The organism is Microbacterium sp. Z12_35, from assembly GCF_058310475.1.
Genome location: NZ_JBZEGJ010000001.1, coordinates 34,996 through 60,642, shown reverse-complemented (window position 1 = coordinate 60,642; position 25,647 = coordinate 34,996). Strand labels below are relative to the sequence as shown.

At 69.0% G+C, this 25,647-nt stretch carries 28 protein-coding genes; 17 read left to right on the top strand and 11 right to left on the bottom strand.

The features are described from left to right. Positions 1-20 precede the first annotated feature (20 nt). Positions 21-1,349, top strand: a complete 1,329-nt coding sequence (locus AC4FS1_RS00345; RefSeq protein ID WP_491151684.1) for a DUF4032 domain-containing protein — start codon at positions 21-23, stop codon at positions 1,347-1,349. Between the two features lie 24 nt (positions 1,350-1,373). On the opposite strand, the gene AC4FS1_RS00340 is transcribed toward AC4FS1_RS00345, so the two are convergent. Continuing rightward, complete coding sequence (locus AC4FS1_RS00340) at positions 1,374-2,015, bottom strand: NAD(P)-dependent oxidoreductase (RefSeq protein ID WP_491151682.1); 642 nt, start codon at positions 2,013-2,015, stop codon at positions 1,374-1,376. 206 nt (positions 2,016-2,221) lie between these two features. On the opposite strand from AC4FS1_RS00340, the gene AC4FS1_RS00335 reads away from it, so the two are divergent. Next, on the top strand, positions 2,222-3,427 hold the full coding sequence (locus AC4FS1_RS00335; protein ID WP_491151681.1) for an acyl-CoA dehydrogenase family protein: 1,206 nt from the start codon (positions 2,222-2,224) through the stop codon (positions 3,425-3,427). Positions 3,428-3,566: 139 nt separating this feature from the next. Here the strand turns inward: AC4FS1_RS00335 and AC4FS1_RS00330 are convergent, their stop codons facing one another. Both AC4FS1_RS00330 and AC4FS1_RS00325 read right to left on the bottom strand, forming a co-directional pair. Beyond that, positions 3,567-3,677: a helix-turn-helix domain-containing protein gene (locus AC4FS1_RS00330; protein ID WP_491151679.1), complete on the bottom strand. Its 111-nt coding sequence runs from the start codon at positions 3,675-3,677 to the stop codon at positions 3,567-3,569. After that, positions 3,674-4,045 (bottom strand): hypothetical protein, encoded by a 372-nt coding sequence (locus tag AC4FS1_RS00325; RefSeq protein ID WP_491151677.1) that lies wholly within the window; start codon positions 4,043-4,045, stop codon positions 3,674-3,676. Before AC4FS1_RS00325 ends, AC4FS1_RS00330 begins: the two co-directional genes overlap by 4 nt. Before the next feature lie 53 nt (positions 4,046-4,098). On the opposite strand from AC4FS1_RS00325, the gene AC4FS1_RS00320 reads away from it, so the two are divergent. Genes AC4FS1_RS00320 through AC4FS1_RS00290 form a run of 7 tightly spaced genes read left to right on the top strand, consistent with a single transcriptional unit; the run spans position 4,099 to position 9,651 of the window. Then, complete coding sequence (locus AC4FS1_RS00320; protein WP_491151675.1) at positions 4,099-5,235, top strand: FAD-dependent oxidoreductase; 1,137 nt, start codon at positions 4,099-4,101, stop codon at positions 5,233-5,235. Next, entirely contained in the window at positions 5,232-5,819 is a 588-nt protein-coding gene (locus tag AC4FS1_RS00315) for an amino acid synthesis family protein (protein WP_491151673.1), read from the top strand. The genes AC4FS1_RS00320 and AC4FS1_RS00315 overlap by 4 nt, the downstream gene beginning before the upstream one ends. Before the next feature lie 21 nt (positions 5,820-5,840). Beyond that, the gene (locus AC4FS1_RS00310) at positions 5,841-6,620 is read left to right on the top strand and encodes a class II aldolase/adducin family protein (RefSeq protein WP_491151671.1); all 780 of its coding nucleotides are present in this window, start codon (positions 5,841-5,843) and stop codon (positions 6,618-6,620) included. Between the two features lie 46 nt (positions 6,621-6,666). Next, complete coding sequence (locus AC4FS1_RS00305; protein ID WP_491151669.1) at positions 6,667-7,611, top strand: 3-hydroxyacyl-CoA dehydrogenase NAD-binding domain-containing protein; 945 nt, start codon at positions 6,667-6,669, stop codon at positions 7,609-7,611. Then, positions 7,611-8,450: an alpha/beta fold hydrolase gene (locus tag AC4FS1_RS00300; protein ID WP_491151667.1), complete on the top strand. Its 840-nt coding sequence runs from the start codon at positions 7,611-7,613 to the stop codon at positions 8,448-8,450. Before AC4FS1_RS00305 ends, AC4FS1_RS00300 begins: the two co-directional genes overlap by 1 nt. Before the next feature lie 32 nt (positions 8,451-8,482). After that, positions 8,483-8,938, top strand: coding sequence for a YbhB/YbcL family Raf kinase inhibitor-like protein (locus AC4FS1_RS00295; RefSeq protein ID WP_491151665.1), 456 nt, complete (start codon positions 8,483-8,485; stop codon positions 8,936-8,938). Then, complete coding sequence (locus tag AC4FS1_RS00290) at positions 8,938-9,651, top strand: amidohydrolase family protein (RefSeq protein WP_491151663.1); 714 nt, start codon at positions 8,938-8,940, stop codon at positions 9,649-9,651. The genes AC4FS1_RS00295 and AC4FS1_RS00290 overlap by 1 nt, the downstream gene beginning before the upstream one ends. Positions 9,652-9,673: 22 nt before the next feature. Here the strand turns inward: AC4FS1_RS00290 and AC4FS1_RS00285 are convergent, their stop codons facing one another. The 6 genes from AC4FS1_RS00285 to AC4FS1_RS00260 form a co-directional block, all read right to left on the bottom strand. Beyond that, a complete protein-coding gene (locus tag AC4FS1_RS00285) occupies positions 9,674-9,838 on the bottom strand; it encodes a hypothetical protein (protein ID WP_491151661.1) in 165 nt (54 codons plus the stop codon). Then, positions 9,835-10,797 (bottom strand): M20/M25/M40 family metallo-hydrolase, encoded by a 963-nt coding sequence (locus AC4FS1_RS00280; protein WP_491151659.1) that lies wholly within the window; start codon positions 10,795-10,797, stop codon positions 9,835-9,837. Before AC4FS1_RS00280 ends, AC4FS1_RS00285 begins: the two co-directional genes overlap by 4 nt. Before the next feature lie 23 nt (positions 10,798-10,820). Beyond that, positions 10,821-12,359: a GMC family oxidoreductase gene (locus tag AC4FS1_RS00275; protein WP_491151657.1), complete on the bottom strand. Its 1,539-nt coding sequence runs from the start codon at positions 12,357-12,359 to the stop codon at positions 10,821-10,823. A gap of 44 nt (positions 12,360-12,403) precedes the next feature. After that, the gene (gene pldH / locus AC4FS1_RS00270; protein WP_491151655.1) at positions 12,404-13,129 is read right to left on the bottom strand and encodes a pyridoxal 4-dehydrogenase, SDR-type; all 726 of its coding nucleotides are present in this window, start codon (positions 13,127-13,129) and stop codon (positions 12,404-12,406) included. A 62-nt stretch (positions 13,130-13,191) separates the two neighbouring features. Then, positions 13,192-13,950, bottom strand: coding sequence for a 4-pyridoxolactonase (gene pldA, locus AC4FS1_RS00265; protein WP_491151653.1), 759 nt, complete (start codon positions 13,948-13,950; stop codon positions 13,192-13,194). A gap of 93 nt (positions 13,951-14,043) precedes the next feature. After that, on the bottom strand, positions 14,044-14,535 hold the full coding sequence (locus tag AC4FS1_RS00260; RefSeq protein ID WP_491151651.1) for a hypothetical protein: 492 nt from the start codon (positions 14,533-14,535) through the stop codon (positions 14,044-14,046). Between the two features lie 181 nt (positions 14,536-14,716). Here AC4FS1_RS00260 and AC4FS1_RS00255 point away from each other — a divergent pair, with 181 nt between their 5' ends. The 6 genes from AC4FS1_RS00255 (at position 14,717) to AC4FS1_RS00230 (ending at position 21,616) form a co-directional block, all read left to right on the top strand. After that, positions 14,717-15,820, top strand: coding sequence for a putative B6 ABC transporter substrate-binding protein (locus AC4FS1_RS00255; protein ID WP_491151649.1), 1,104 nt, complete (start codon positions 14,717-14,719; stop codon positions 15,818-15,820). Positions 15,821-15,926: 106 nt separating this feature from the next. Then, complete coding sequence (locus AC4FS1_RS00250) at positions 15,927-17,525, top strand: putative B6 ABC transporter ATP-binding protein (RefSeq protein ID WP_491151647.1); 1,599 nt, start codon at positions 15,927-15,929, stop codon at positions 17,523-17,525. Continuing rightward, positions 17,522-18,664, top strand: coding sequence for a putative B6 ABC transporter permease subunit 2 (locus AC4FS1_RS00245; protein ID WP_491151645.1), 1,143 nt, complete (start codon positions 17,522-17,524; stop codon positions 18,662-18,664). The genes AC4FS1_RS00250 and AC4FS1_RS00245 overlap by 4 nt, the downstream gene beginning before the upstream one ends. Further along, positions 18,661-19,590, top strand: a complete 930-nt coding sequence (locus AC4FS1_RS00240) for an ABC transporter permease (RefSeq protein ID WP_491151643.1) — start codon at positions 18,661-18,663, stop codon at positions 19,588-19,590. Before AC4FS1_RS00245 ends, AC4FS1_RS00240 begins: the two co-directional genes overlap by 4 nt. Before the next feature lie 31 nt (positions 19,591-19,621). Then, positions 19,622-20,782, top strand: coding sequence for a pyridoxal-phosphate-dependent aminotransferase family protein (locus AC4FS1_RS00235; protein WP_491151641.1), 1,161 nt, complete (start codon positions 19,622-19,624; stop codon positions 20,780-20,782). A 42-nt stretch (positions 20,783-20,824) separates the two neighbouring features. Continuing rightward, a complete protein-coding gene (locus tag AC4FS1_RS00230) occupies positions 20,825-21,616 on the top strand; it encodes an IclR family transcriptional regulator (RefSeq protein ID WP_491151640.1) in 792 nt (263 codons plus the stop codon). A 77-nt stretch (positions 21,617-21,693) separates the two neighbouring features. Here AC4FS1_RS00230 and rlmB read toward each other — a convergent pair whose 3' ends face one another. After that, positions 21,694-22,695 (bottom strand): 23S rRNA (guanosine(2251)-2'-O)-methyltransferase RlmB, encoded by a 1,002-nt coding sequence (rlmB, locus tag AC4FS1_RS00225; RefSeq protein WP_491151638.1) that lies wholly within the window; start codon positions 22,693-22,695, stop codon positions 21,694-21,696. Next, entirely contained in the window at positions 22,688-24,112 is a 1,425-nt protein-coding gene (cysS, locus tag AC4FS1_RS00220) for a cysteine--tRNA ligase (RefSeq protein ID WP_491151636.1), read from the bottom strand. Before cysS ends, rlmB begins: the two co-directional genes overlap by 8 nt. A gap of 93 nt (positions 24,113-24,205) precedes the next feature. On the opposite strand from cysS, the gene AC4FS1_RS00215 reads away from it, so the two are divergent. Further along, the gene (locus AC4FS1_RS00215; protein ID WP_491151634.1) at positions 24,206-25,126 is read left to right on the top strand and encodes a DMT family transporter; all 921 of its coding nucleotides are present in this window, start codon (positions 24,206-24,208) and stop codon (positions 25,124-25,126) included. 2 nt (positions 25,127-25,128) lie between these two features. Beyond that, positions 25,129-25,587 (top strand): GNAT family N-acetyltransferase, encoded by a 459-nt coding sequence (locus AC4FS1_RS00210; protein WP_491151633.1) that lies wholly within the window; start codon positions 25,129-25,131, stop codon positions 25,585-25,587. Positions 25,588-25,647 lie beyond the last annotated feature (60 nt).

Here is a 25,647-nt window from a genome sequence, read left to right as displayed (position 1 = left end):
CCGTATTTCCGGGAGGTCCCGTGCCCGAATCGCTCAGCATCACCGCCAGCTCCGTCGACCCCGGCCTACTCTCGTTGCCGTGGTCGACGCCCCTGTCGGAATGGTCCAGCAGCACGATCGTGTACCTCCCCAAGGGCATCTCCCGGCACCTGGTGCGCTTTGCGAATCTGTCCGGGCGGGTGGTGGCCATCAAGGAGACCACGCAGGAGATGGCCCGGCGCGAATACGACATGCTCGGCAACCTGCACCGTCTTGCCGCGCCGTGCGTCGAGCGCGTCGCCGTGATCGGCGGACGAACGGATGCGGAGGGGCGGACGCTGCCCGCAGCCCTGGTCACGGCGCACCTTCGCTTCTCGCTCCCCTACCGCGCTCTGTTCACGCAGGTGCTGCGCCCGCACACGGCCGCGCGGCTGGTGGATGCTCTCGCGGTGCTCCTCGTGCGCCTGCACAACGTCGGCTTCTTCTGGGGCGACGTCTCGCTGTCGAACACCCTGTTCCGGCGGGACGCCGGCGCCTTCGCCGCGTATCTCGTGGATGCGGAGACCGGCGAGCTGCACGAGAGCGGGCTGACTCCGGGGCAGCGCGCGCACGACCTCGATGTCGCCCGCACCAATATCGCCGGCGAGATCATGGATCTGGAGGCCGGCGGCCGCCTGGAGGGCGGCATCGACGCGGTGCAGATCGCCGACGGCATCCTGTCGTCCTACTACTCGCTCTGGGGAGCGCTCACCGACAAGGAGTCGTTCGCGCTCGACGAGTCCTGGCGCCTCACCGAGCGCGTCCAGCGCCTCAACGCCCTCGGCTTCGACATCGGCGAGATGTCGATCCAGACGACGCCCGACGGTACGCGCGCGTCCATCCAGCCGAAGGTCGTCGACGCCGGGCATCACCAGCGCCGTCTCCTGCGCCTGACGGGACTGGATGTCGAGGAGAACCAGGCCCGCCGTCTCCTCAATGACCTGGACGAATTCCGCGCGCGGACCAGTCGTCTCGGCCCGGACGAGGAGATGGTCGCGCACGAGTGGCTGACCCGCGTGTTCGAGCCGGTCGTGATGTCCATCCCGTTCGACCTGCGCGCGAAACTCGAGCCGGCGGAGGTGTTCCACCAGGTGCTCGAGCACCGGTGGTACATGTCGCAGGCGCGCGGACGCTCGGTGCCCATCGCGGAGGTGCTGACGTCTTACATCGACGATGTGCTTCGCCACCGCCGGGACGAGGCGACCGTGATGGGCCCGCCGACCGACTCCCTCGCACTCCCCGGTCAGACGGGCATGATGCCCATCGTCGATGACGAGGAGGCCGGGGAGGACGACGAGGAGGCCGTGGTGGACTGGCGCGATCTGGTCTAGCGCCGTCGCGCGGCCACCGCGACGTCAGTAGCCGACGGCGAAGCGCTCTCGCGAGTGCTTCGGCGACTCGATCTCGTCGAGGATCGCTACGGCGAGGTCGGGACCGGAGATGAATGACTCCCCGTCCTCACCCACGACCAGCACGTCTCCGCCGTCGCGGTACGAGCCGGTGCGCTCCCCCGGCGCCCAGACGCCGAAGCCGCCGGCGGGATGGATGTAGAACCAGTCGCGTCCGCCCGCGGTGGACTGCAGGTCTTCGAGCACTCCGATGGCCTCGAGCGACTCCGGCTTGTACGCGTCGAGGAATCCTTCGGTATCGATGAGCCGCGGCCCTCCCGGTGTGACCAGGGAGCCGCCTGCGCCGCCGATGACGCCCACGCGGACATCCTCCGGAAGCGCCGCGAACAGCTCCGCCAGCGCGGGACGCACCTTGCCGAGCATGTCACCGCGCGGCGCGACCGCCGAGATCACCACATCCACACCCTGGAGCTTGTGCACGACATCCGTCACATCCAGGATGCTGCCCTCGAGGTACGTCGCGCCTTCCACGCGCTCGGCGGGAACCGACCGGGCGATCGAGACGACGGTGTGGCCGCGGCGAACGGCCTCCCGGATGATGTGACTGCCGGCGTAGCCGGTTCCTCCGATGACGGCGATGCGGGCCACGAGAATCCTTTCGTTGGACGTGCGAGCGGCAATCGGCGCCGGAATGGTTTCATTCCCGCGTATGCAGCGCTCGTCCCCAGCGTTCCACATGCCGGGCCGAAGGACGCCGGATCCCGCACGGCGCGGCGGTTTCACGCAGGATTCGGTCTGAATTCCCCGGGCTGCGGGTGTTGACTGGGACGACTGTCGTCTCGAAGGAGAGCCCGATGACCACTCCCGCCGCATCCACGTCCGCCGCCGCACCCGCATCCACATCCGCCGCCGCATCCGCATCCCCGTCCGCCTCCGATCGTGCGGACGTTCTTCTGGCCGCCGCCCGAGCGCTCGGCCCCCTGCTGGAGGAGCACGCCCGCGAGGCGGAGCTGATCCGGCGCCTCCCCGACGCCGTCGCCGAGGAGCTCCGCACGGCTGGGTTCTTCTGGATGAAGACGCCGATCGAACTCGGGGGAAGCGAGCTCGACCCGGTGGGCTTCGGCGACGTCATGGAGGAGATCGCGTATCACGACGCCTCGGCGGCGTGGGCGACGATGATCGGCAGCGGCACGATCGGAACCATGGCCGGCTGGCTCCCCGAGGAGGGTGTCGCCGACCTGTTCGCGCCAGGCGAGCCGCTGCCTACGGTCGCGGGCCAGTTCACGCCCCGCGGCAGCGCGATCCCGGTCGACGGCGGCTACCGTGTCACCGGCCGCTGGGCTTTCGGGAGCGGTATCGACCACTCGAACTGGGTCGTCGGCGGATGCATCGTCGAGGGCACCGGAGCTCCGATCTTCGTGACCGCCCCGAAGTCCGAGGTCACTGTCCACGGCAACTGGAACGCTGCAGCCCTTCAGGGGACCGGGAGCCATGACTTCTCCTTCGACGATGTCTTCGTGCCGGCGTCCCGGGCGATGGACGCGTACGGCGGGGCACCGCAGCGCGGCGGCGACATCTTCCGGCAGCCGATCATGATCTTCATCTCGAATGAGCTGTCGCCGCTCCTCGTCGGGATCGCGCGGCGCGCGATCGACGACATGATCGACCTCGCCGCATCCACGGCCCGCTCGCTGAGCGGTTCACTCGCCGGCCGCGCGTCGTTCCAGAAGGCGATCGGTCAGGCGGAGGCGAAATGGGCCGCCGCGCGCACGCTGTACCGGGCGACCGCTCAGGAGGGCATCAACATCGTGCGCTCCGGCGGCACGATCGACGACGACACGGTCGCGGTGCTCCGAGCCCGCCACACCCTGGTCGCCGAACTCTGCGCGGAGCTCATCTCCGACCTGTTCCGCTACGGGGGCGGTCGCGTGCTCTCGGTGGACCACCCCATGCAGCGCCACCTCCGCAATTCTCTCGGGGCGCTGCAGCACGTGTATCTCTCCGAGGAGAACTACGAACTCGCGGGAGCAGCCGCGATTGCGCGGCACGCCGCCGTCTGATTCACGGTGCGGAGGCGCGACACCCGCGGATCGTGTCGGACGGCGACTCGCCGTACGCGCGTCTGTAGTCGGTGGCGAGCCCTCCGACGCGACTGAACCCGTGGTGGATCGCGGCCGCCACAACGCTGGTGGCCCGCTCCTATGCCTGCAGGCTCTGCCGCGCGCGTTCCAGCCGAAGCTCACGCATCCAGCGGCCGGGGATCGTGCCGAACTCACGGCGGAACGCCGCGAACAGCGTCCACTCGCTCACGTGCGCGACCGCCGCGAGGTTGGCGATGCTCTCAGCGGCTCGGCATAGTGCTCGCGGCAGTACCCGGCCACGATCCGCGCGGTGCGCACTAGAGCCGGATCACCTGCCGCGCCGAGGCGGTCGGAATCGCGGTGCGGCAGGTCGAGCAGGAGGTGGGCGGTCACGAGCTCCTGGAACTGCGCGGCGCGGAGCGACGAGGAGCGTGTTGCGGTCGTGTCGTCGAGGCAGAGGCTCAGCGCGTCCACGACATGCCGCAGCATCCCGGCCCGCTGCTGATCGAGAACCGACTCGAACACGAGCGAGGACGTCGCGAAGGCCCCCGAGCTTTCGCTTGCGAGAAGCGCCGCGCTCCGCAAGACTCTCCACATACGAGAAGAACAAATCAGATCGTAATAAAACCTTTCCTCTGAAAGTTGGTCTCATGGCCTCATCCCGCCACGCGGCGATCTCGGGCGCCGGCTTCGCCGGGCTCACCGTCGCCACTGCGCTTGCTCAGAAGGGGTGGAGCGTCCGTATCCATGAGCGTTCGCCCGAGCTCCGCGCCGAAGGGGCTGGGATTGTACTCTGGGGCAACAGCCTCCAGGTCCTCGACCTGCTCGGCGCTACCCCCGACCTGGAGTCCCGCGCCATGCACTCCCCCGCCTACGAGACGCGGATGAACAACGTGGTGCAGTCGCAGGAGAGACTCGAGGGCATCCGCTGGATCTCGGTTACGCGCCCCCACCTGTACAGCACGCTGCTCACTGCCGCCCGCGAATCCGGGGTTGAGATCGTCTCCGGGTCGCCGGTCACCGGCGCGACCCCGGACGGTCGCATCAGCTTCGCCGACGGAACGTCAGAGGACGCCGATCTCGTCGTCGGCGCAGACGGTGTCGGCTCCGCGGTCCGCGGTTCGGTTGGCATCCCGCTCAAGCGCGAGCGGTCGCGCGACGGCATCACACGGTTCCTCGTGCCTCGTCACAAGGCCGAGCTGCAGCAGCTCGAACCGGACACCGAGTGGGACAACTACATCGACTTCTGGAACATCGAGCCGCGCGTGCTCCGCGTGCTCTACGTGCCGTGCAACGACGAGGAAGTGTACATCGCCCTGATGGCACCGGCCAGCGACGCGCAGGGCTCGAAGGTACCGATCGACCTCCCACTCTGGACCGAGAACTTCCCGCACCTGGCCCCACTGCTGGAGGAGGCCGCCAAGCTGCACGGCAAGTACTACGGCTACCAGACCACACGGCTCGACCGGTGGACCGAGGGCAGGGTCGCACTCATCGGCGACGCCGCGCACGCGATGTGCCCCGCGCTCGCACAGGGCGCCGGATGCTCCATCCACAACGCCTGGACATTGGCGACCGCGGCGACCGAAGCGCCCGACGACCAGATGGCGGAGGTCCTGCGCGAATGGGAGCGCCTGGAGCGGCCCATCACCGATCGCGCCCAAGACCGCTCGCAGTACTACGCCGACACCCGCCAGATGGCGGAGGGCAACCAGTTCCAAGGCGACGTGGTGGAGACCGCACTGTACAACCCCACGGATCCCCACCGACACGAGGTGAACTCATGAGCATCGACCCCTTTTATCGCGTCCGCGCGATCCACTCCTTCATCTCGGAGACGCTCCACGACCTCGGTCCCGCACCGGAGCAGCCACTGGTCAAGGCAGCCGTGGCGGTCGTCCTGGAGAACCCCTTCGCGGGTCGCTGGGTGAAGGACCTGTCCCCGCTCACCGCGCCGAGCGCGAGCATCGGGACCGAGCTCGGTCGTCGCGCCGCGGCGCTGCTCGGGGGTCGTCCCGTCGAGTCATACGGCAAGGGCGGTCTCGCCGGGCTGAACGGCGAGCAGGAGCATGTCGTCGCCTGCATCACCACCGTCTTCGGTGACGCCCTTCGCGACGCGGTGGGCGGCGGCAAGGCCTGGATCTCCTCCGCCTCGAAGGTCGCCGGCGCCGGATCACAGATCGACATCCCTCTCGCGTACAAGGATGAGGTCTACGTCCGCTCGCACTACGACGCGATGACGATCACGCTCCCCGACGCCCCGCGTCCGGACGAGCTCGTGATCATCGTGGCGGTCGCGAGCGGCGGCCGACCGAACGCCCGTGTGGGCGGGATGACGGCCGCCGAGGCCGCGGGCCGAGACGCGAACTAGTCTCTCGAGGAGCAGGAAAACATGACGTATCAGCACACGCAGTACTTCGAAGACGCCTCGATCGCGAGCGTGCTCGCGGATGTCGCCCGGGCGCACCGGATCCTCGAGCTCGAGGGCCACGGCGACATGTCGATGGGACATCTCTCCTACCGCGACCCGTTCGGGCGCGGACTCTGGCTGAAGCGCGGCAACCTCGCGCTCTCGGAGGTCGAGGACGATGATTTCATCCTCATCGACTTCGACGGCAACGTCCTCGAGGGCACCGGCCTCCGCCACCTCGAGTGGCCGCTACACGCCGAGATCCTCAAGGCCCGGCCGGACGTCAACTTCGTCGGCCATTCGCACGCGCACTTCGCGACGGTGCTCGGCGCCTCCGAGGAGACGCTGAGGCCGTACAACAACCACGGCGTCTGGTTCGCCTACGAGGGCGTCCCCCGCTTCGCCGAGACTAGCCACATCATCACGACGGTGCCGCTCGGAGTGTCCGCCGCGGAGGCGCTCGGACCGGCGCAGGCGCTCCTGCTCGCCAACCACGGCGTGGCCTTCGTCGGCAGCACCGTCGCCGAGGTGACGCTCACGGGGATCTTCCTCGAGAAGGCCGCGCGATTCCAGGTCGACCTCAAGTCGTCGGGCTTCGCGCCGATCGAGCCCGACGCGGAAGAGACGAAGGAGAAGTTCGACCGGATCTACCCCGCCAAGGCCCAGCACAACTTCTGGACCTACTTCAACCGCCGACTCGACCGAGTCGAGGCGCTCCAGGGCATCGGCATCTCGCAGATCAGCCTCCCGCCGGGCGTCTGAATCCCAAACCACCGCACCTCCATCGAAGTCAGCAAGGAGCACGAGTATGAGCAGCATCCTTCCGAAGATCGCCACCGTCGTCGGGTCCGGCACCATGGGTCCCGGTATCGCCGCGACCCTGGCCCGCGCGGGGGTCGTCGTCCGCGTCTACGACATCTCCGACCAGGCCATCGAGAACGCGAAGGCGTCGTACGCGATGGTCAACGGCGTCCTCGAGACCGTCGGGACGCCGAAATCCGACGGCGGCTCCGTGTCGTTCGGCACAGACCTCGCCGAGGCGGTCGCCGACACCGAGCTCGTCATCGAGGCGATCCCCGAGCGGCTCGAACTCAAGAAGACGCTGCTCTCCGAGCTGGAGGACGGCCTCGTCGGCGACGACGTCATCATCGCCTCGAACACGTCCGGCATCCCGATCACGGCGATGAGCGAGGGCATGAGTGTTCCCGGCCGGCTCATCGGCATGCACTGGTCGAACCCGCCGCACCTGATCCCGATGATCGAGGTGATTCCGGGCGAGGCGACCGACCCCGCCCTCGTGGACCGTCTCGTCAGCGTCGTGAAGGCGTTCGACTACGTTCCCGTCGTCGAGAAGGAGACCCCCGGCTTCGTGGAGAACCGCGTCCTCTACGCGATCCTGCGCGAATGCCTCGATCTTCTCGAGAAGGGAATTGTCACACCCGAGGGTCTGGACGCCTGCGTCAAGTGGGGCATCGGCTATAAGCTCTCGGTCGTCGGCCCCACCCGACTCCTCGACATGGCAGGCCTGGACATCTACAAGGCCGTCTCGAGCTACCTCAACGCCGACCTCGCCGACCGCAAGGACACCCCGGCGATGATCGAAGAGAAGATCGCCGCCGGAACGCTCGGGTTCAAGACAGGCGGTGGCATGTACGACTACGACGGCCCGGAAGCGGTCGCCGAGAAGCGCAGGGAGATCATCACCGGACTCGTCGCCGCCCGGAAGACACTCTCGTCCATTCCGAACGTCTGATGAAAGCCCCGATCGGTGTGGAGCCGATCGCGGACGGGCTCTTTCGCACCCGGGGCAACGAGGTCGACCTCGCGTACCGGGTGCGCGGCTCGGGCCCGGCGATCGTGCTGTTGCATGGGACCTCGGCGAACCACGCCGTCTGGGAGCCCGTGGCCGAGTCACTCTCGGCGCACGCCACGGTCATCGCGCTCGACCAGCGCGGACACGGGCGCAGCGACAAGCCGGCGACCGGCTACACCGGCCCGGACTTCGCCGGCGACGTCGTCACCGTGCTCGACGCGCTCGGGATCGAGCGCGCCATCGTCGGCGGGCATTCGCTCGGCGCACGAAACGCCTGGCTCGCCGGCGCGCTCCATCCCGACCGCGTCGCCGCGGTCGTCGCCGTCGACTACACCCCATATGTGGAGGCGACGGTCCTCGACGAACTCGCGGCCCGCGTCGCCGGCGGCCACCGGGCCTTCCCCGACGCAGTCGCCGTCGAGGAGTACATCCGCAGCCGCTACCCCCGCATCCTGCCCGGCGCCGCCCAGCGCCGCGCACGCTGGGGCTACGACCGGGGCGTGGACGGGCAGTGGTGGCCACTCGCCGACCCGGGGGCGATGACGCAGCTCATCGCGGGGTTCCGCACCCAGTGGGACGCGGAATACCGCGCGGTGAGCGCACCGATGACGAGCCTTCGTGGAGTCGACAGCCGCATCGTCAGCGAAGCCGCATGGACGGCGGCGATCGCCGACCGTCCCGACGACCGCTGGTTGGTGGTCGGGGAAGCAGACCACTACATCCCGGAGGAACACCCCGAGCTCGTCACCTCGGAGTTCGAGCGCCTGCTCGCCGACTGAACCGACCAACGAACCACGGAAAGGACGCGCTCATGGCGCTCTTCATCGACAAGCTGACCATCGGAAGCCCCGACATCCCCACCCTCGGGCGCTTCCCGCACGAGTTCACCGCCGACGGCGGCAGTTCGGTGCCGCGTCTGGAGTTCTCGGGCGCGCCTGAGGGCACCGCCGAGTACGCGATCATCTGCCACGATCCGGATGCGCCGCTCCCCCACGGGTTTACCCACTGGGTGGTCTACGGCGTCTCGCCGCAGGCCACGTCGCTCGACCTTGAGGCGCCCGGCGTGCGCGAGGCCCCGAACGGCGCCGGCGCCGCCGCATACTACGGGCCGCAGCCGCCCGTAGGCCACGGCGACCACCACTACTACTTCTGGATCTACGCGCTGAGCCGCACGGTGGATGGCGCGCCGAGCCGCGAGGAGTTCCTGGCGCGGTACGGCGACAGCATCCTCGAGCAGGCCCGGTTCGTCGCGGTCTCTCAGCGCTGATGACGATCACCGACGCGCACTTCCATGTCGGCGACTTCCCGATGTCGGGCGTCCGGCTCGACGAGGCGGGCCTTGCGCCCTACCTCGCCGCGAACGACATCGACACCGCGATGGTCTTCCACGAGGACAACGCCATGGTCCGCCGGGTGGTCGCCGGTATCCCGGGCGCATACCAGCTGTACTGGGCGAACCCGAAGGTGCCCGGCACCGTCGACGAGCTCCGCGAGTACCTGCGGGACCCCAAGGTGCGCGGCGTGAAGCTGCACCCGCTCTTCAACGGCTTCCTGCCGGACGACCCGATCGTCCACCCGATCATCGAGGTGCTGATCGAGCACGACTTGCCCGCGCTTATCCACTGCGGACACCCGATTTTCTCGCTGCCGTGGAGCATCGAGGAGCTCATCGTCCGGTACCCGGAGGCGAAGATCATCCTCGGGCATATGGGTCACGGCAACATCGTCTACATCGATGCCTCAATCGCGATCGCGGGCCGGCATCCCAACGTGTGGCTGGAGACCAGCGGGATGCCGATGAGCCTCAAGATCAAGGAGGCTGTCGAGAAGGTCGGCGCCGACCGCGTGATGTACGGCTCGGACGGGCCGTGGCACGAGCCGAAGGTCGAGCAGCTCAAGGTGAAGCTCGCCGGGCTTGCTCCCGACCATCTCGAGGCGGTCATGAACGGCACCGCCCGGCGCCTCTTCCTGGGCGACTGACCCCGCTCCGGCGGAGCCGACCTCAGGCGGTGAGGCGCGTGCCGGCGAGCGCGAGCACCTCGGCGATGCTCCGCGCCATCGCGACACCCTCCGCACCGGCGAACTGCGGCTCACCGCGGTCGGTGTGAAACGCCCAGCCTTCGGCGCGGCCGACCCCGATGAGGGCGGCGGGGACGACGCCGGTCACGGTCCCGAAGTCCGTCGCGAACGGCAGCGGCGGGATATCCGATCGCACCGGCCGTCCGGCGGCGGTGAGCGCCTCCTGCACCGCGGCAGTGACCCGAGCGTCCGGACGGATCGCCTCGATCGCGTTGCCGCGCTTCCAGACGGCGTTCGGCAGGGCCTGGCGCACCGGTCCGAGGAGATCGTCGATCTCTCCTCTGCCGAGGCGAAGACGAGGAACTGCGCCCGCAGCGAGAGCCCGGATCCCTCCTCCACGTCTCCGTCGAGCACCACCGTCTCGACCATGACCTTCGAGCGATCCAGGCTCTCGAGCAGCGGAGCCAGCCGCCGGAAGGCGGCATACGGAGCGGGTTCGACGTCGTTGCGCAGGGTCCGGTCACCGGCGACGATCGCCGTCTCCCGCCGCATCCACAGCGACTGCGTCCACACCGCGTCGAGGAACTCGGGGTGTACGTAGAGCGCGGCGTCGACGCCCTGCCAGACGCCGCGCGCGGCGGTGAGCGCCTTCCCACTTCCCAGGCGCTGCGTCCCCGCAGCGTGGATCTCGTCGGCCGGAGCGCCGATCACGACAACGGTCCCCGTGATGGAGTCACGCAGGTCGGCGAGCGCCAGCGCCGCGCCCAGGACGCCTGCTGCCTGGGCCGAGTGGCCGCAGGAGTGGGTCGCGACGGTCGTGCCGTCCGAGGTGCGGTGGGCCGGCACCGCGTCGTAGACGGCCAGGAGACCCACGGTGCCGCCCGGACGGCCGGTGTCGAGCTCCGCCCGGAACGCGGTCGGCAGGTCTCCGACGCCGCGTTGAACGCGGTACCCGGCCGCCGCCAGGCGGTCGGCCAGTTCGCGCGAGGTGGCATGCTCCTCGTGCGCGAGCTCCGGGTGTGCGAGCACGAATTCCGAGATCTCCCGGATGTCGCGCTCCCGCGTAACGACGGCGTCGAGGACGGTGCGATCGGGAACGGTGCTCATCGGATCTCCGCAGGTTCGAAGGGTCAGGCGTAGTCGGCGGCGAACGCCTCGGCGATGGCGAGGACGGGGGCGTGCACCGGCCCGGCCGTGATCGAGGGGATCACCGAGGCGTCGACGACGAAGAGTCCGTGCACACCACGGAAGGCGAGGTCCGCAGTCACCGGTGCCGCGTCGTCCGCGCCCATCCGCAGCGTGCCCACCGGGTGATGATGCGTGATCGCGGCGCGGGCGATGAAGGAGTCGACCTCGGCCTCGGTCCGCACGCCCGGCCCGGGCAGCAGCTCCTCGGCACGCCAGCCGTCGAGAGCCTCCGTGGCGCCGATCAGGCGGGCACGCTCGAGCGCGAGCCGGAACATGGCCCGGTCGTGCTCGGTGTCGAGATAGTTCGGGTTGATGATCGGGGCGTCGTCGATCGAGGGGCCGCTGATGCGGATCTCGCCCCTGCTCGTCGGGTTCGTCACGCCGAACAGGAGCGCGAATCCCTCCCCCGGCCCGACGCCAGGGGAGAACGACTCGGAGTAGCTCAATCCGACCACGCAGCCCACCACGACGTCGGCGGCACCCGCGGTCTCACCGATGCCCTTCGCCGACTGGTAGGTCATCGACTCCGACAGGTTGAGCCGGCTCGGCGGCACGGGCCTCGCTGCGCGGTAGAGGTTGCCGGCGCCGAGGACGTGGTCGTGCAGGTTCTTCCCCACTCCGCGTGACTCGACGACGGTCTCGACGCCAGCCGCGGACAGCACGTCCGGGTCGCCGACGCCGGAGCGCATGAGGAGCAGCGGATCCGCGATCGAGCCGGCGGCCAGGATCACGGTGCCCGCCGCGATTTGCATCGGCTGCCCGTCGGCGAGCACCTCGGCGCCGGTGACCCGGCCGCCCGACACCAGGAGACGCTGGACGACCACCCCGGTCAGCACCGCCAGGTTCGGCCGGTCGGCGACGGGATCGAGGTAGGCGTCCGCCACAGTCATCCGCTCGCCGTTGCGGATGGTCAGCGAGTTCGGGGTCGCCCCCAGCATCTCGCCGCCGTTGTGGTCCGCGATCCGCGGGATCCCGAGGGACACCGCACCGCGGAGATAGTCCTGCACCAGCGGGCTCACCAGGTCGGGACCCGGCAGCAGCACCGACAGCGGGCCGTCCGCCCCGTGCACCGCGTCCGCCCCGCCGGAGAAGGACTCCATCGAGCGAAAGCGCGGCAGGAGGGCGTCCCAGGACCAGCGCTCATCGCCGGTGGCGGCGACCCAGCGCTCGTAGTCCGCCCGGCAGCCGCGCATGTGCGCGTTCGCGTGCAGCAGGCTCGAGCCGCCCAGCCCCCGGCCGCGCGCCCAGCTCAACCGCCGACCGGCGAGACCACGCTGCGGCATGGTCAGGTAGTCCCAGTCGTAGTCCCTGTGCTGGATGAGCGGCCAGAGCTCCGGCCGTCGCATGTCCGGGTCGGTGACGCGGCCGCCGGCCTCCAGCACCAGCACCCGCCGTGTGGGGTCCGCGCTGAGCCGATTCGCGAGGACGCACCCCGCGGAGCCTGCGCCGACGATGAGGACGTCCGGATTCGCGGTGGTCATGCGTCTCCGATCGGTAGCAGTGGCAGCGCGGCGGACGGCCGGCGTCAGTTGCGGGTGTGGCCGCCGTCGACGACGAGCAGCTGCCCGGTCACCCAGTGCGCCTTCTCCGATGCGAGGAACGCCACGGCCGGCGCCACGTCGGCGGGCACGCCGCGACGGCTGAACGCCTGCATCGGCACCACGTAATCGAAGCCCTCGCCGTGGCCGGTCGTGAACACGCCCTCACTCGCGATGATCCCGGGGGCGACGGCATTGATGTTGATGCCGTACTTGCCGATCTCCCCCGCCACGGCACGCGTGAAGCCCACGACGGCACCCTTCGTGGCGACATAGTCGGCGCAGTTCGGGGTGCCGGCGACGAACGTGTTGGAGGCGATGTTCACGATGCGGCCGTACTCGTTCGGCTTCATTGCCTCCACAGCGGCCTTCGTCATGTTGAACAGGCCCTCGCCGTTGACGGAGAAGGTGCGGCGCCATTGCTCGATGGTGAGATCGTCGAACGGGGTGAACGGGACGAGTCCCGCGTTATTGACGAGGATGTCGAGTCGACCGAACTCGGAGACCACCTCGGCGACCACAGCGTTCGCCTGCTTCGGATCGGACACGTCGAGCAGTTTCGCAACTCCCCCGATCTCCTCAGCCACGGTGGTAGCGCCGCCGAGATTGATGTCGGTGACGACGACCTTGACGCCGTCCGCGGCGAGTTCCTTGGCGATGGCCGCGCCGATGCCCTGGCCGGCTCCGGTAACGATGGCGACGCGTTCAGTCATGCTGTTTCCTTCTGTTCGGTTCAGATCCATGAGGCCCGAGCGACGGTCGGTCACCGCCGAGGTCAATGTCCGCCGTAGTAAGCGGGCGCAAGCTTCCAGCCGAGGTAGGGCTCGAGCTCGTGGGAGGGGTAGATATCGGCCTTCTTGACGCGGCCCAGGTAGTTGAGTCGGCGGATGGCCTCGACCGACTTCGCGGGATCGAGGTGGAACCCGGCGATCCACTCCTTCTCGAGCGTGGTGCGGGTGTACGCGGCGTCGCCGCAGAAAAGCATGTTCCGGTCGTGCTCGAGCTCGACGAGCATCGAATAGTGCCCGATGGTGTGGCCCGGCGTCTCGATGAGGGTCACACCCGGGACGATCTCGTAGTCCCCGGATATCGGCTTGTAGGTGGCACCCGGTAAGTCGAAGGACAGGTCGGAGTAGCCGAGCCGCTCGAACGGCTCGGGGTACTTCGCCTGACGGAGCTCGGCCTTGTGGACGAGGTGCGTCGCCTCCGTCAGGTACTTGTTGCCGCCGACGTGGTCGAAGTGAAAGTGGGAGTTGACGACGATGTCGACGTCCTCCGGCTTGAAACCCACCTTTGCAAGCTGCGCGGGGATCGTCTGCTCGGGGGTCTGCTCCGGGAGTTCGAAGGGCAGCACCTTCTGGACGTGCTCGAGGTCGTAGCCGGTGTCGTAGAGGATGAGGCCGTCGGTGTGCTCGACGAGCACCGAGTACACCGGGAACCGCACCGGGTTTCCGGCGTTGATGTGCCAATGGACGTCGGACTCGTCGATGACGAGCGTGCCGCCGTCCAGCAGGTAGACCTTCGGATCCGCCATCATCTGCTCCTCGTTTTCTTACATGATTCTGAGTTGCGAGCACACTATGAGAATTATGGACCTTCGGTCAATGCTCGGATCGCGCATCTGAGATCACTCGGCGGCCCGGACCGCCGGAGCGTCGCCGAACTCGGGCTCGTAGTCGTAGTGCACCCACCGGTAGCAGTGGTCGAGCATCGGCTGCTGCGCGAAGTCGCCGATGCAGTTGGTGTCCTGGTAGCGGGCGGTGCCGTCCTCCTGGTGCCAGTGGACGCGGCAGATAACCTTCCACGTGGTGTCGTTCCCGACCTCGCTCGCGGCGATCAGATGCTCGCTCGGTGGCCAGCACTCCGTCCAGTCCGCGAGCTGCGGATCGATCGTGGAGGTGCGCGGTGCGACGTCGGCGAGCTGTGCGAGAGCGTCGGCATCCTGTTGCGGCAGGGGCGGTGTCGGCTCCGCTGATGGCTGGGTCTGGGGCGTCGCCGCCGGAGGAGCTGTCGGGCCAGGACTCGAGGCCGGGACGGCGCCCGTCGATGCGCAGCCGGCAAGCGCGATAAACGGGAGTACGATCGCCGCCGCGGCGAGGCGACGAAGTGGACCGTTCATATGCTCTCTCCTCAGGCGTCGGCGTCAGCATGGCGCGCACGTGTTTCGCGACGGTAACACCTTTGTTCTGATCGTTGACCTACCGACGTTCTTCTCATACTGTGCCGGTATCGGCGCACATTGTGAGAAATCCCGAAGCACAGGCTGCGGCGGCCCCCATCCCTGAGAGGACTTCCAGGCAATGTACAAAGCAGCTCACAGCGGCCTCGCTCGCCGCGCGGCCAAGGGCGCCGGCGCGCTCCTGGCCGGATCCGCACTCATCATCGGCCTCGCAGCCTGCTCGTCGCAGGCCGGGGGCGGCTCCTCCGACGGCGGCAGCGATGGCGCTGGCGCCGAGGTCACGAAGGTCGCCTTCGTCGCCCCCGAGAATGAGACGGACCTCGGCTGGAACCAGGTCGGCCTCGCGAACTCGAAGGCCGCGGCCGACGAGCTCGGGCTCGACTACGTCGCGGTTCCCGACGCGGGCTGGGACAACATCGAGACCGTGCTCGGCCAGGTCATCGACGACGACGGCGCCGACTTCGTAATCGCCCACGCCTCCGGCTACGGCGTCCCGGCGCAGACCGTCTCCGGCCAGACTGGTGTTCCGGTCCTCGCCCAGGACTCCGGCCTCGAGCCGGTGCCCGGTCAGCTCGCCCAAGCGCTCGTGGAGGGCCAACAGGGCGGCTACATCGCCGGCATCGCCGCGGCGATGAGCACGCAGGCTAAGACGGTCGCCGTCGTGATCTCGGCCGATGACGTCAACTGGCTCGACATGGCCGCCGGGTTCGCCCAGGGCGTCTACTCCGTCGACCCAGCTATCAACGTGCTTTTCGGCCAGATCAGCGCAAGCGGCTACGCCGACTCCGCCGGCGGCAAGGCCGCGGTCGAGACCGTGATCGCGGGCGGCGCCGACGTCGTCTTTGGCATGGGCGACGGCGCGACCCTCGGCTACCTCCAGGCGATCGACGCGCACCCCGGTGTGAAGTACATCGCGGACATCGGCGACGTCACGTCCGCGCTGAAGGACCCGAGCGTGCTGCTCACCTCCGTCATCTGGGATTACACGCCCACCTACGAGCAGGCCATCAAGGACGTGGAGGCGGGCACCTTCGGCACCAAGGACTACGTCCTGACCGTCGGCAACGGCGGCCTGTACCTCCAGGAAACCGACGGCCTCACCGACGAGATCAAGGCCGCGGTGAAGTCCGCGACCGACGCGATCGAGGCCGGAGACATCACACCGAAGGGAGCCAAAGACTCCGCCGAGGTGAAGGAGGTCATCGCCTCCAAGAAGGCCGAGTGACACCGGATCCGACAGCCGTCCCGGTACCCAGGAAGACCTGGGCACCGGGACGGCATCCCTCCGCCGACGGACACCGTCCGCGGAGACGACTGAGGAGCAGATCGTATTGAGCAGCATCGCCGCTGCGCCGGGAGTGATCTCCCTGCGCGAGATCACCAAAGCCTTCCCCGGGGTGGTGGCGAACGACCGCATCTCCCTCGACATCGTCGGCGGCCAGGTCCACTGCCTTCTCGGTGAGAACGGTGCAGGCAAGTCAACCCTCATCAGCATCCTCGCCGGGATGCAGCAGCCCGACTCCGGCACCATCGAGGTCGACGGCGTGCCGACCCCCATCAACTCCCCCAAGGCGGCCGTTGACCTCGGCATCGGCGTCGTGCACCAGCACTCCACCCTCGTTCCGGCGTTCACGGTCCTCGAGAACCTGATGCTCGGCGAGACGGGCCTGCTGCGCAGCGAGAAGCGTGCCCAAGCCCGCCTCGAGGAGCTCTCCGAACTGCTCGGCGCCCGCATCGATCCAACCGCCCTCGCCGGTAACCTCGGCCTGGGCCAGCAGCAGCAGGTCGAGATCGCCAAGGCGATGTGGAAGGGCAGCCGTCTGCTCATCCTGGACGAGCCGACCTCGATGCTCACGCCGCAGGCGATCGACAAGCTCGCCGAGTCGGTCGCCCAGATCCGGGCGCAGGGGCTCGCCGTGGTGTTCATCACCCACAAGCTCCGCGAGGCGTACCAAATGGGCGACTGCGTCACCATCCTCCGCGGCGGCAAGAACGTCGGCCACATCGGCGTCGACGAGCTCGCCTCCTTCACCGAGGCGCGGGCGCAGCGGGCGATCCTTGCTGCCATGTTCGGCGACGACGTCGCAAACCCCGACGCCGCCGATCTTGCCGGCGCCACCGAGGCCCGCCGCGAGGTCGACGACCTCGCGCCCGGCGAGAGGCGGATCCGGCTCGAGCTCAGCGAGGTCGCCACGCGCGGCCACGCCCACGACGTCGATATCCGGGACGTCTCCCTCCGCGTCCGCGAGGGCGAGATCCTCGGCGTCGCGGGCATCGACGGCCACGGTCAGGCCGCACTTGCCGAGGTCGTCGCCGGGCAGCGGCCGGCCGCGGAGGGCACCATCCGCTTCGACGGCGAAGACGTGACCCGCCGCGGCGTAGCCGGACGGCAGCAGCTCGGCCTCCGCTACGTCACCGATGACCGGCTGCACGAGGGCACCGTCGCCAGCATGTCCGTCGCCATGAACCTTGTGCTCAAGCGAATCGGCCAACCGCCCTTCTGGAGGTTCGGTCAGATCAACCGCAAGGCGGTCGATGCTGAGGCGGATCGGCTCATCGGCGAGTACGCGATCAAGACCCCGTCCTCCGCAACCCGCGCCGGCACGCTCTCCGGCGGCAACATTCAGAAGATCCTGCTCGCACGCGAGCTCACCGACGGCGCCCGGTTCGTCGTCGTCAACAAGCCCACCTACGGGCTCGACCTGAAGACCGTGCAGCTGGTTCGACAGATCCTCACGCACTTCGCCGCCGGCGGCGGCAGCGTGCTGCTGCTCTCGACGGACCTCGACGAGCTCGTCGAGCTCTCACACCGCATCGCCGTGATCTCAGACGGCGAGATCGTCGGCACCGTGGCGAACGACGGTCGCGGCACCGCGGAACGGGTCGGACAGCTGATGACCGGAGCGATCGAGGGGGCGACGCACGCATGATCGACGAAGTACCGCGCTGGCGCCGGGCCACCGACGCGCTCGTGCGCTCCATCCTGCCTGTTCTGCTGGCACTCGTCGTCGCCGGGCTGATCATGGCCGCGATCGGCAGCAACCCGCTCGACTTCTACGCGGGCGTCTGGAAGTACGGGCTCACCGGCAACAACTGGCAGGACAGCCTGCGGCTCATGGCGCCGTTGATGATCATCGCGCTCGGCCTCATCGTCTCGTTCCGCGGCCAACTGTGGAACCTCGGCTACAACGGCACGTTCCTGCTCGGCTCGGTCGTCACCGCCGGCTTCGGCCCGGCTCTGTTCCCGATCTTGCCGGGCTGGCTCGTGACCATCATCCTCATCGTGGGCGCAATGGTCATCGGCGCGATCTGGTCGATCGTCCCCGCGGTGCTGAAGGCCCGGTTCGGGACGAACGAGATCATCACCTCGCTCGTCATGTCGTTCATCGCCATCGGCGTCGTGAATCTGCTCATCAAGGGGCCGATGCACGACACCAACCCCAGCGTGACGGCGCCGCAGACGGCGACGATCGGGCGAGAGGACCTACTCCCGTTCCTCAGCGGGACGCGGGTGCACGTCGGCATCATCGTCGCCATCCTGCTCGCGGTGGTCGCCCAGTTCGTGGTGAGCCGCACCTCGTTCGGCGTGCGCCTCGACGTCTTCGGGGCGAGCCCGAAGGCCGCGCAACACGTCGGTATCAACCAGAGCGGGATGATCATCCTGCTGTTCTGCCTTTCCGGTGCCCTCATCGCCCTCGCCGGCTCGATCGACGTCCTCGGAAATGTGACCTATCAGCGTGCGAACTGGAACCCGGGGTACGGCGACGCCGTGATGCCCTTCGTCTTCCTCGCGCGGCTAAGTCCGCTGGCAGCGATCCCCCTCGTGGGCTTCTATTCGGTCTTCGCGAACGGCGGCATCAACGCAGCGCGCAGCGTGGGACTCAACTCCGACTTCCTCCTCGTCGTCGTGGGCCTCATCCTCGTGTTCATGACGCTCACCGAATACGTCGGTGAGAAGCGCCGACTCGGGCAGAGCTACCTGCCGGCCGGGATGAAGCAGTCGGCGATGTCGCTGTTCGGGCTGCGCGCGGCCACCGCCACGACAACTCACGGGAAGGTGACCGCATGAGCCTGCTGTCAGCAAGCGTGCTCGCCGCGTTTCTCACCGCGATCATCCTGCAGACGATGCCGCTCATTCTGGCGGCGGTCGGCGAGACCATTGGCGAGCAGTCGGGCGTGCTCAACCTGGGCATCGAGGGCGTCATGTTGGTCGGCGCCTACAGTGGGTTCGTCGTCGCCGTCGTGACCGGCAGCCCGTGGCTCGGCATACTCGGCGGCATCGGCGGCGGCGTGGTGGCGAACCTCCTGCTGCTCGTGCTGAACGTGTGGCTCGGCCTGAACCAGATCGTCATCGGTCTGGCGATCACCGTGATCGGCGAGGGCATCACGAGTGTGCTGTACCTCCAGAACTACGGCAAGTCGCCGAAGAGCCTCGCCGGCGACGCCTGGGCGATCCCCGGCCTCTCCGACCTGCCCGTCGTGGGGCCGTCGTTCTTCCGCCAGTCGGGCATCTTCTGGGTACTGCTGGTCGCCCTGGTGGTCGTCGCGTTCCTGCTCTCTAAGACCAACTGGGGGCTGTCGATCCGGGCAGCGGGACAGAAGCCGGCCTCACTCGACGCCGCCGGGGGCAACGTGGTGCGGACCCGGGCGTCGGCGGTGCTGCTCAACGGCGCCTTCGTCGGCTGCGGCGGCGCGTTCCTGTCGATACTCACCACCGGCACGTTCACTGCGTTCATGACCGGCGGGCTCGGCTTCGTCGCGATCGTCATCACGATGCTCTCGCGGGGCAAGGTGACCTGGATCGTGCTCACGTCGATGGTGTACGGGGTCGCCGTCGCGATCAAGAACCCGCTGCAGCTCATCGGCGTGAGCGTTCCCGCCGACGTCTTCCAGATGCTCCCCTTCATCGTCGTGATGCTGACGCTCATCATCTTCGCCCGCAGCTCGATGGTGCCCCCCGCACTGGGAAGCCCGTACACCCGCGGCGCGCGTTGACGCGCGCCTCCACAGCCAGAGGAGATCGTCCATGAAGAACCTCGAGTTCACGCTGGCGGCCGGCCCGGTCGCCGTCACCGCGCAGACCCTCGCCGGCCTGGCCAAGCCCATCCAGTACCACTACGACGAGGACTTCAAGGCGACCTTCCGCCGCGTGCAGGACAAGACCGCCCAGATCCTCCAGACCCGCAACGACGTGCTCATCATGCAGGGCGAGGCGATCCTTGCCCTCGAGGGCGCCCTGCGCTCGCTCGTGACCCCGGGTATGAAGGTCCTCAACCTCGTCCAGGGCATCTTCGGCAAAGGTACCGGCTACTGGCTCCGGGACTTCGGTGCCGACGTGCACGAGCTCGAGGTCGGTTACGACGACGCCATCACCCCGGAGACGGTCGAGGAGTATCTCGACGCCCACCCCGGCATCGAGATGGTATGCCTCGTCGCCTCGGAGACCCCCTCCGGGACCGTGACCGACGTGTCGCGGATCGGGCCGATGTGCCGCGATCGTGGCATCCTCACCTACATCGACACGGTGTCCGGCGTGCTCGGCATGGAGCACCGCACCGACGACTGGGGTCTTGACCTCTGCGTGACCGGACCCCAGAAATGCCTCGGCGGGGCGCCAGGCCTGGCCCTCGTCTCCGTGAGTCAGCGGGCGTGGGAGAAGATCTATGCGAACCCCGCGGCGCCGCGCGACTCTTACCTGTCTCTCCTCGACTGGAAGGAGAAGTGGCTTGGCGAGGGACGCTTCCCTTACACGCCGTCCGTGAGCGAGGTCAACGGCCTTGAGGCGGCACTCGACCAGGCCCTCGCCGAGGGCATCGACCGGGTCGTCCAGCGACACGTCGACGCGCGCGAGCTCACGAAGGCCGGCGCGCGTGCGATGGGGCTGCAGTTTTGGGCGAAGCGGGAGGACAGCATGTCCGCGTGCGTCACCTCGATCCGTCTGCCCGATGACATCGACAACGCCACGGTGCGCGACCACGCCCGGTCGAAGTACGGCGTCATGTTCTCCCACGGCCAGGGCGCCGGTAATCTGATCCGCCTGTCCCACATGGGACCGACCGCGGGCGGGTTCCACTCGATCGTCGGCCTCGGCGCCCTCGGCCGAACCCTGCTGGACCTCGGCATGGAGCTCGATGTGGGGGCAGGCATCGACACTGCCCTCGAGGTGCTGAGCGAGCAGAGGGCGTGACCGGCCTCCTGGGGAGATGCTGGTTTAGGCTCGACAACGTCTATGAACACCATGAATGCACCTGAGGGGGAGGACGCGGCCCCCACGCTCCCCCAACGGACCAAGGGTGTCGACAGCGCTCGCCGCGTGCTGCAGATCCTGCTCCAGTTCTCGGAGAACCGTCCCGAGCTCACCATCGACAACGTGCTCGAGAGCTTCGACATCTCGGTTCCGAGCGCCTACCGCTATCTCTCGCTGCTGCGCGAGATGAACCTCATCGAGGAACGCAGCAAGGGTGCCTTCGTGCTCAGCCCGCGCGTGCTCCAGCTCGCCCGTTCCGCCGAGGCCTCGCTCGACTACCGTACGGCCGCCCAGCCGATCCTCGATCGCATGCGGGAGGAGACCGGCGAGACCGCGCTCTACCTCCGGCGCGTCAACGATGCGGCGGTGTGTCTTGCGATCGCGGAGAGTGACCACCAGATCTCCATCTCGTTCCAGCCGGGCAACCTCATGCCGCTGCACCAGGGCGCAGCCCCCAAGGTGCTGCTCTCCGAGTACAGCGACGGCAAGCGCGAGCAGTACCTGGACCTGTTGCGTCCGCCGATGTCGAATTCGGCCCGCTCGAAACTCGAGGCGGCCCTCGAGGAGATCCGGGACAGCGGCTACGCCGAGTCGAACGCGGAGGTGGACGCGGGGGTGTGGGCCGCGGCCGCGGCCGTGCGCTCCTACGGCGCCCTCGTCGGTGCCGTCACCGTCGTCGCGCCGGCGTACCGGCTGAGCGACGACGACCGCCGCCGGATCGGCGAGGTCGTCAGAGCGGGGGCCGCCGACTTCGAGGCGCTCATTGCCGACTAGGACATCCCGCCGGAGCGGATGAGCAGGCCGACTGCCAGCCGGGCGCCCAGCGCCCGTTCTCATGCTCCAGCGGAGCCCTACTCGCGCACGGACCGCAGGGTGGCGATCTGGTAGAGCGCCACCGACGCGGCGATTCCCGCGTTCAAGGACTCGGTCGCCGCCGAGATGGGGATCGAGACGATCTGATCGCAGGTCTCCGTGACCAGCCGCGAGAGTCCCTTGCCCTCCGACCCGACCACGACCACCACCGGCCGGTCAGCGAGCTCGAGCGCCGGCAGGGACACGTCGCCGCCGCCGTCGAGACCGAGCACGAACACCCCCTGCTTCTTGAACTCCTTCAGCGTGTTCGTCAGGTTCGGGGCGATGGCGACGGGGATGCGCGCGGCCGCACCCGCACTCGTCTTCCATGCCGCCGAGGTCACACCGGCCGACCGGCGCTGCGGGACGATGACGCCCTGCCCCCCGAACGCGGCGGTCGAGCGGATGATCGCGCCGAGGTTGCGCGGATCGGTCACGCCGTCCAGCGCCACGAACAGCGGCACCTCACCGCTGTCGATGACGTTCTCCAGGAGATCCTGCGGATGCGCGTACTCGTAGGGCGGCACCTTGAGCGCGACGCCCTGGTGCACGCCGTCGAAGCCGGCCATACGGTCGAGCTCGGGACGGGTCACCTCGAGCACGGGGATCTCCCGGTTGGTGGCCAGCGCCAGCATCTCCTTGACGCGGTCATCCATCTCCACGCGCTGGGCGATGTAGAACGCAGTGGCGGGGATGCGCGCACGCAGCGCTTCGAGCACCGAATTGCGCCCGGTTACCGTCTCGGTGTCGTCGCTCTGCTTCGACCGTCCGCCGCGCGCGGAGTTCGGTCCGGTCGTGCGCGGAGCGGGCTTGCCCTTGCCTCCGGCCGCGGTGAACCGTTCCTGGGCGGCCTTGCGCTTACCGGCGACGTGCCAGCTGCGGTCCTCCGCCTTCGGGGTCGGGCCCCTGCCCTCGAGCGACTTGCGCCCGAGGCCGCCGGTGCCTTTGACAGCACCCTTCTTGCCGGACTTTCGTGCGCCGGGGCGCCCTTGCTTAACCATGAATACTCCAATGGGTTCCGTCGGCGGTGTCTTCGAGCACGACACCGGCCGCTGCGATTGCGTCGCGGATGCGGTCGGCACCCGCCCAATCCTTGGCCGCACGCGCCTGGGCGCGCTGGGCGATGAGGGTGGACAGCAGCGCGTCCAGCGCCGCCGCCTCAGGGGCAGCCCCCGTCTCGCCCCAGAAGGGGTCGAGCGGGTCGATTCCGAGCACGCCGGTCATGACCGCTACGTCGGAGAATGCGCGCAGCACCGCGTCACGATCCCCGGCCTCGAGCGCGAGGTTCCCGTCGCGGACCGTCTCGTGCACGACGGCGAGCGCCTGCGGCACGCCGAGGTCGTCGTCCATCGCCGCAGCGAAGCGGTCAGGAAGGACGGCGGTGATCGTACGGTCGTTCTCCTCGTCCCGCAGCATCCGCAGTGCCCGCTCCTGGAACGACCGGATCCGGCCGAGCGCCGCCTCGGCTTCGGCGAAGGCGCGGTCGGACAGGTCGAGGCTGGATCGGTAGTGCGCCGAGGCCAGTGCGTACCGGACGACCAGCGGGTCGACGTCGCGCAGCACGTCTTCGGCGAGGAGGAAGTTGCCGAGCGACTTCGACATCTTCTGTCCGTCAACGGTGACGAGGCCGTTGTGCACCCAGTAGCGGGCGAACGGGTCTCCGGCCGCCGTGGACTGGGCGAGTTCGTTCTCGTGGTGCGGGAAGCGCAGGTCGAGGCCGCCGCCGTGGATGTCGAACTCCGGGCCGAGGTAGCGGCGCGACATGGCGGAGCATTCGATGTGCCAGCCGGGGCGCCCGCGACCCCACGGCGAATCCCACGCGGCACTGTCGGGCTCGTCCGATTTGGCACCCTTCCACAGCGCGAAGTCGTGCGGGTCGCGCTTGCCACGCGGGTCCGCGTCGCCGGCCGGCTCCATGGCGTCGATCGACTGGCGGGTGAGTGCCCCGTACGACGGCCAGGAGCGCACGTCGAAGTACACGTCTCCCGCGGCAGCCGAATCGGCCGCGGCGGGGTAGGCGTGGCCGGCGTCGATGAGGCGCGCGATGATCTCCTGCATCTGCGGGATGGATGCGGTCGCCCGAGGTTCGTACGTGGGGGGCAGGATGCCGACCGCGGCGTACGCGCGGGAGAACTCCAGCTCCATCCGATACGCCAGCGCCCACCACGGCTCGGCGTCGGTGGCGTTCGCGAGGACCTTGTCGTCGATGTCGGTGACGTTGCGGACGAACGTCACCCGACCGAAGCGGTGGGTGAGCCACCGGCGGAGGATGTCGAAGCTCAGCGCCGCCCGCACGTGGCCGATGTGCGGGCCGGACTGCACCGTCGGGCCGCACACGTACACGGTCACGTTTCCGGGGTCGCGCGGGACGAAGTCGCGCAACGCCTGCGCCTTCGTGTCGTGGATCCGGACGGTCATCCTCCCAGACTACCGGCGGCGCCGGCGCGGTCCGCGGGTGCGACGGCGATGACACCCACCCGGAACGCGTGCGGAGGCAGTAGAAAGGAGTTCGTGCTCGCCGTCCTCGCCGTCGTCGCGGCCGCGGTGCTGTTCGGCACGACCGGCACCTCTCAGGCCCTGGGGCCGGACGGCACGACGCCGCTCGCGGTGGGCACGATGCGGTTGCTCATCGGCGGCACGGCACTCGCGCTGGTCGGGCTGAGTCTCGGCACGCGCGCGCGACGCCGGACCGCCGACCCGCCGCGGTACACCCGGCGCGCGGTCGGCCTGATGGCACTGACGGGGCTGAGTCTCGCCGCTTACCAACCGCTGTTCTTCCTCGGCACCGAGCGCAATGGTGTCGCAGTGGGAACGGTCGTCGCCCTGGGGTCGGCGCCCGTGATCGCCGGTCTCCTCGAATGGGCGCTGACCCGGCGGCTCCCGACCGTCACGTGGATCGGCGCGACGGTGCTCGCCCTCGGCGGGGTGGCGCTGCTCGTCTTCGGCGGCGACGCCGGTTCATCGGGCGCCGATCCTCTCGGTTTCGCGGGGTCGGTGGGCGCCGGCGCGGCCTTCGCGGTCTTCGCGAACGCGCAGCGGAGGCTGATGCAAGGCGGATGGGATCCCTTCACCGTCGCCGGTGCGATGGGGGCCGGTTCCGCCGTCGTCGCCGCGGTGGCGGCACCGTTCGTCGATCTGCGTTGGGTGACGACGCCGGATGGCCTCACGATGTCGCTCTGGCTGGGCCTTGCGACCATCGCCCTGGCCTACACCCTTTTCACCTGGGGCCTGCAACGCCTGACGGCAGCCGCGGCATCCACCCTGACGCTCGCCGAGCCGCTCACCGCTGCGGTGCTCGGCATCGCGGTGCTCGGCGAGCGGTTGTCGGGGGCGGCGATCGCGGGGCTTGCCGTCCTCGCGGCCGGCCTCGTCCTGCTTGCGTGGGGCTCGCGCCCGGCCCGCGACCCGGCACCTTTCGCGGCGGAGGCATGAGGATGCTGCGGATCACCGTCGACGACCTGACCGGGGAGCAGACCCGCGCGCTGGTGGCCGCGCACCTGGCCGGCATGCGCGCGCTTTCGCCTCCGGAGAGCGTGCATGCGCTCGATATCGACGGCCTGCGAAGCCCCGACATCACGTTCTTCTCGGCGAAGGTCGACGGCCGCGTGGCGGGCATCGCAGCGCTCGCCCGCCTGGACGACGCGTGCGGCGAGATCAAGTCGATGCGCGTGGATGCGGCGTTCCTCGGGCAGGGCATCGGCCGGGCGCTCCTCCGACACCTCGTGACCGTGGCGCGCGAGCGCGGCTTCACGAGCCTGTGGCTGGAGACCGGCAGCGCCGAGGGGTTCCTGCCCGCACGCCGGCTGTACGCGAGCGAAGGCTTCGCCGAGTGCGGCCCGTTCGACTCCTACGCGCCCGATCCCCTTTCGACCTTCATGACCCGCGCGCTCTGAACCCGGCCCGCCCGCACCGGCCCACGCTCGAGAAACCACATTCGGGCCGAGACACACCGC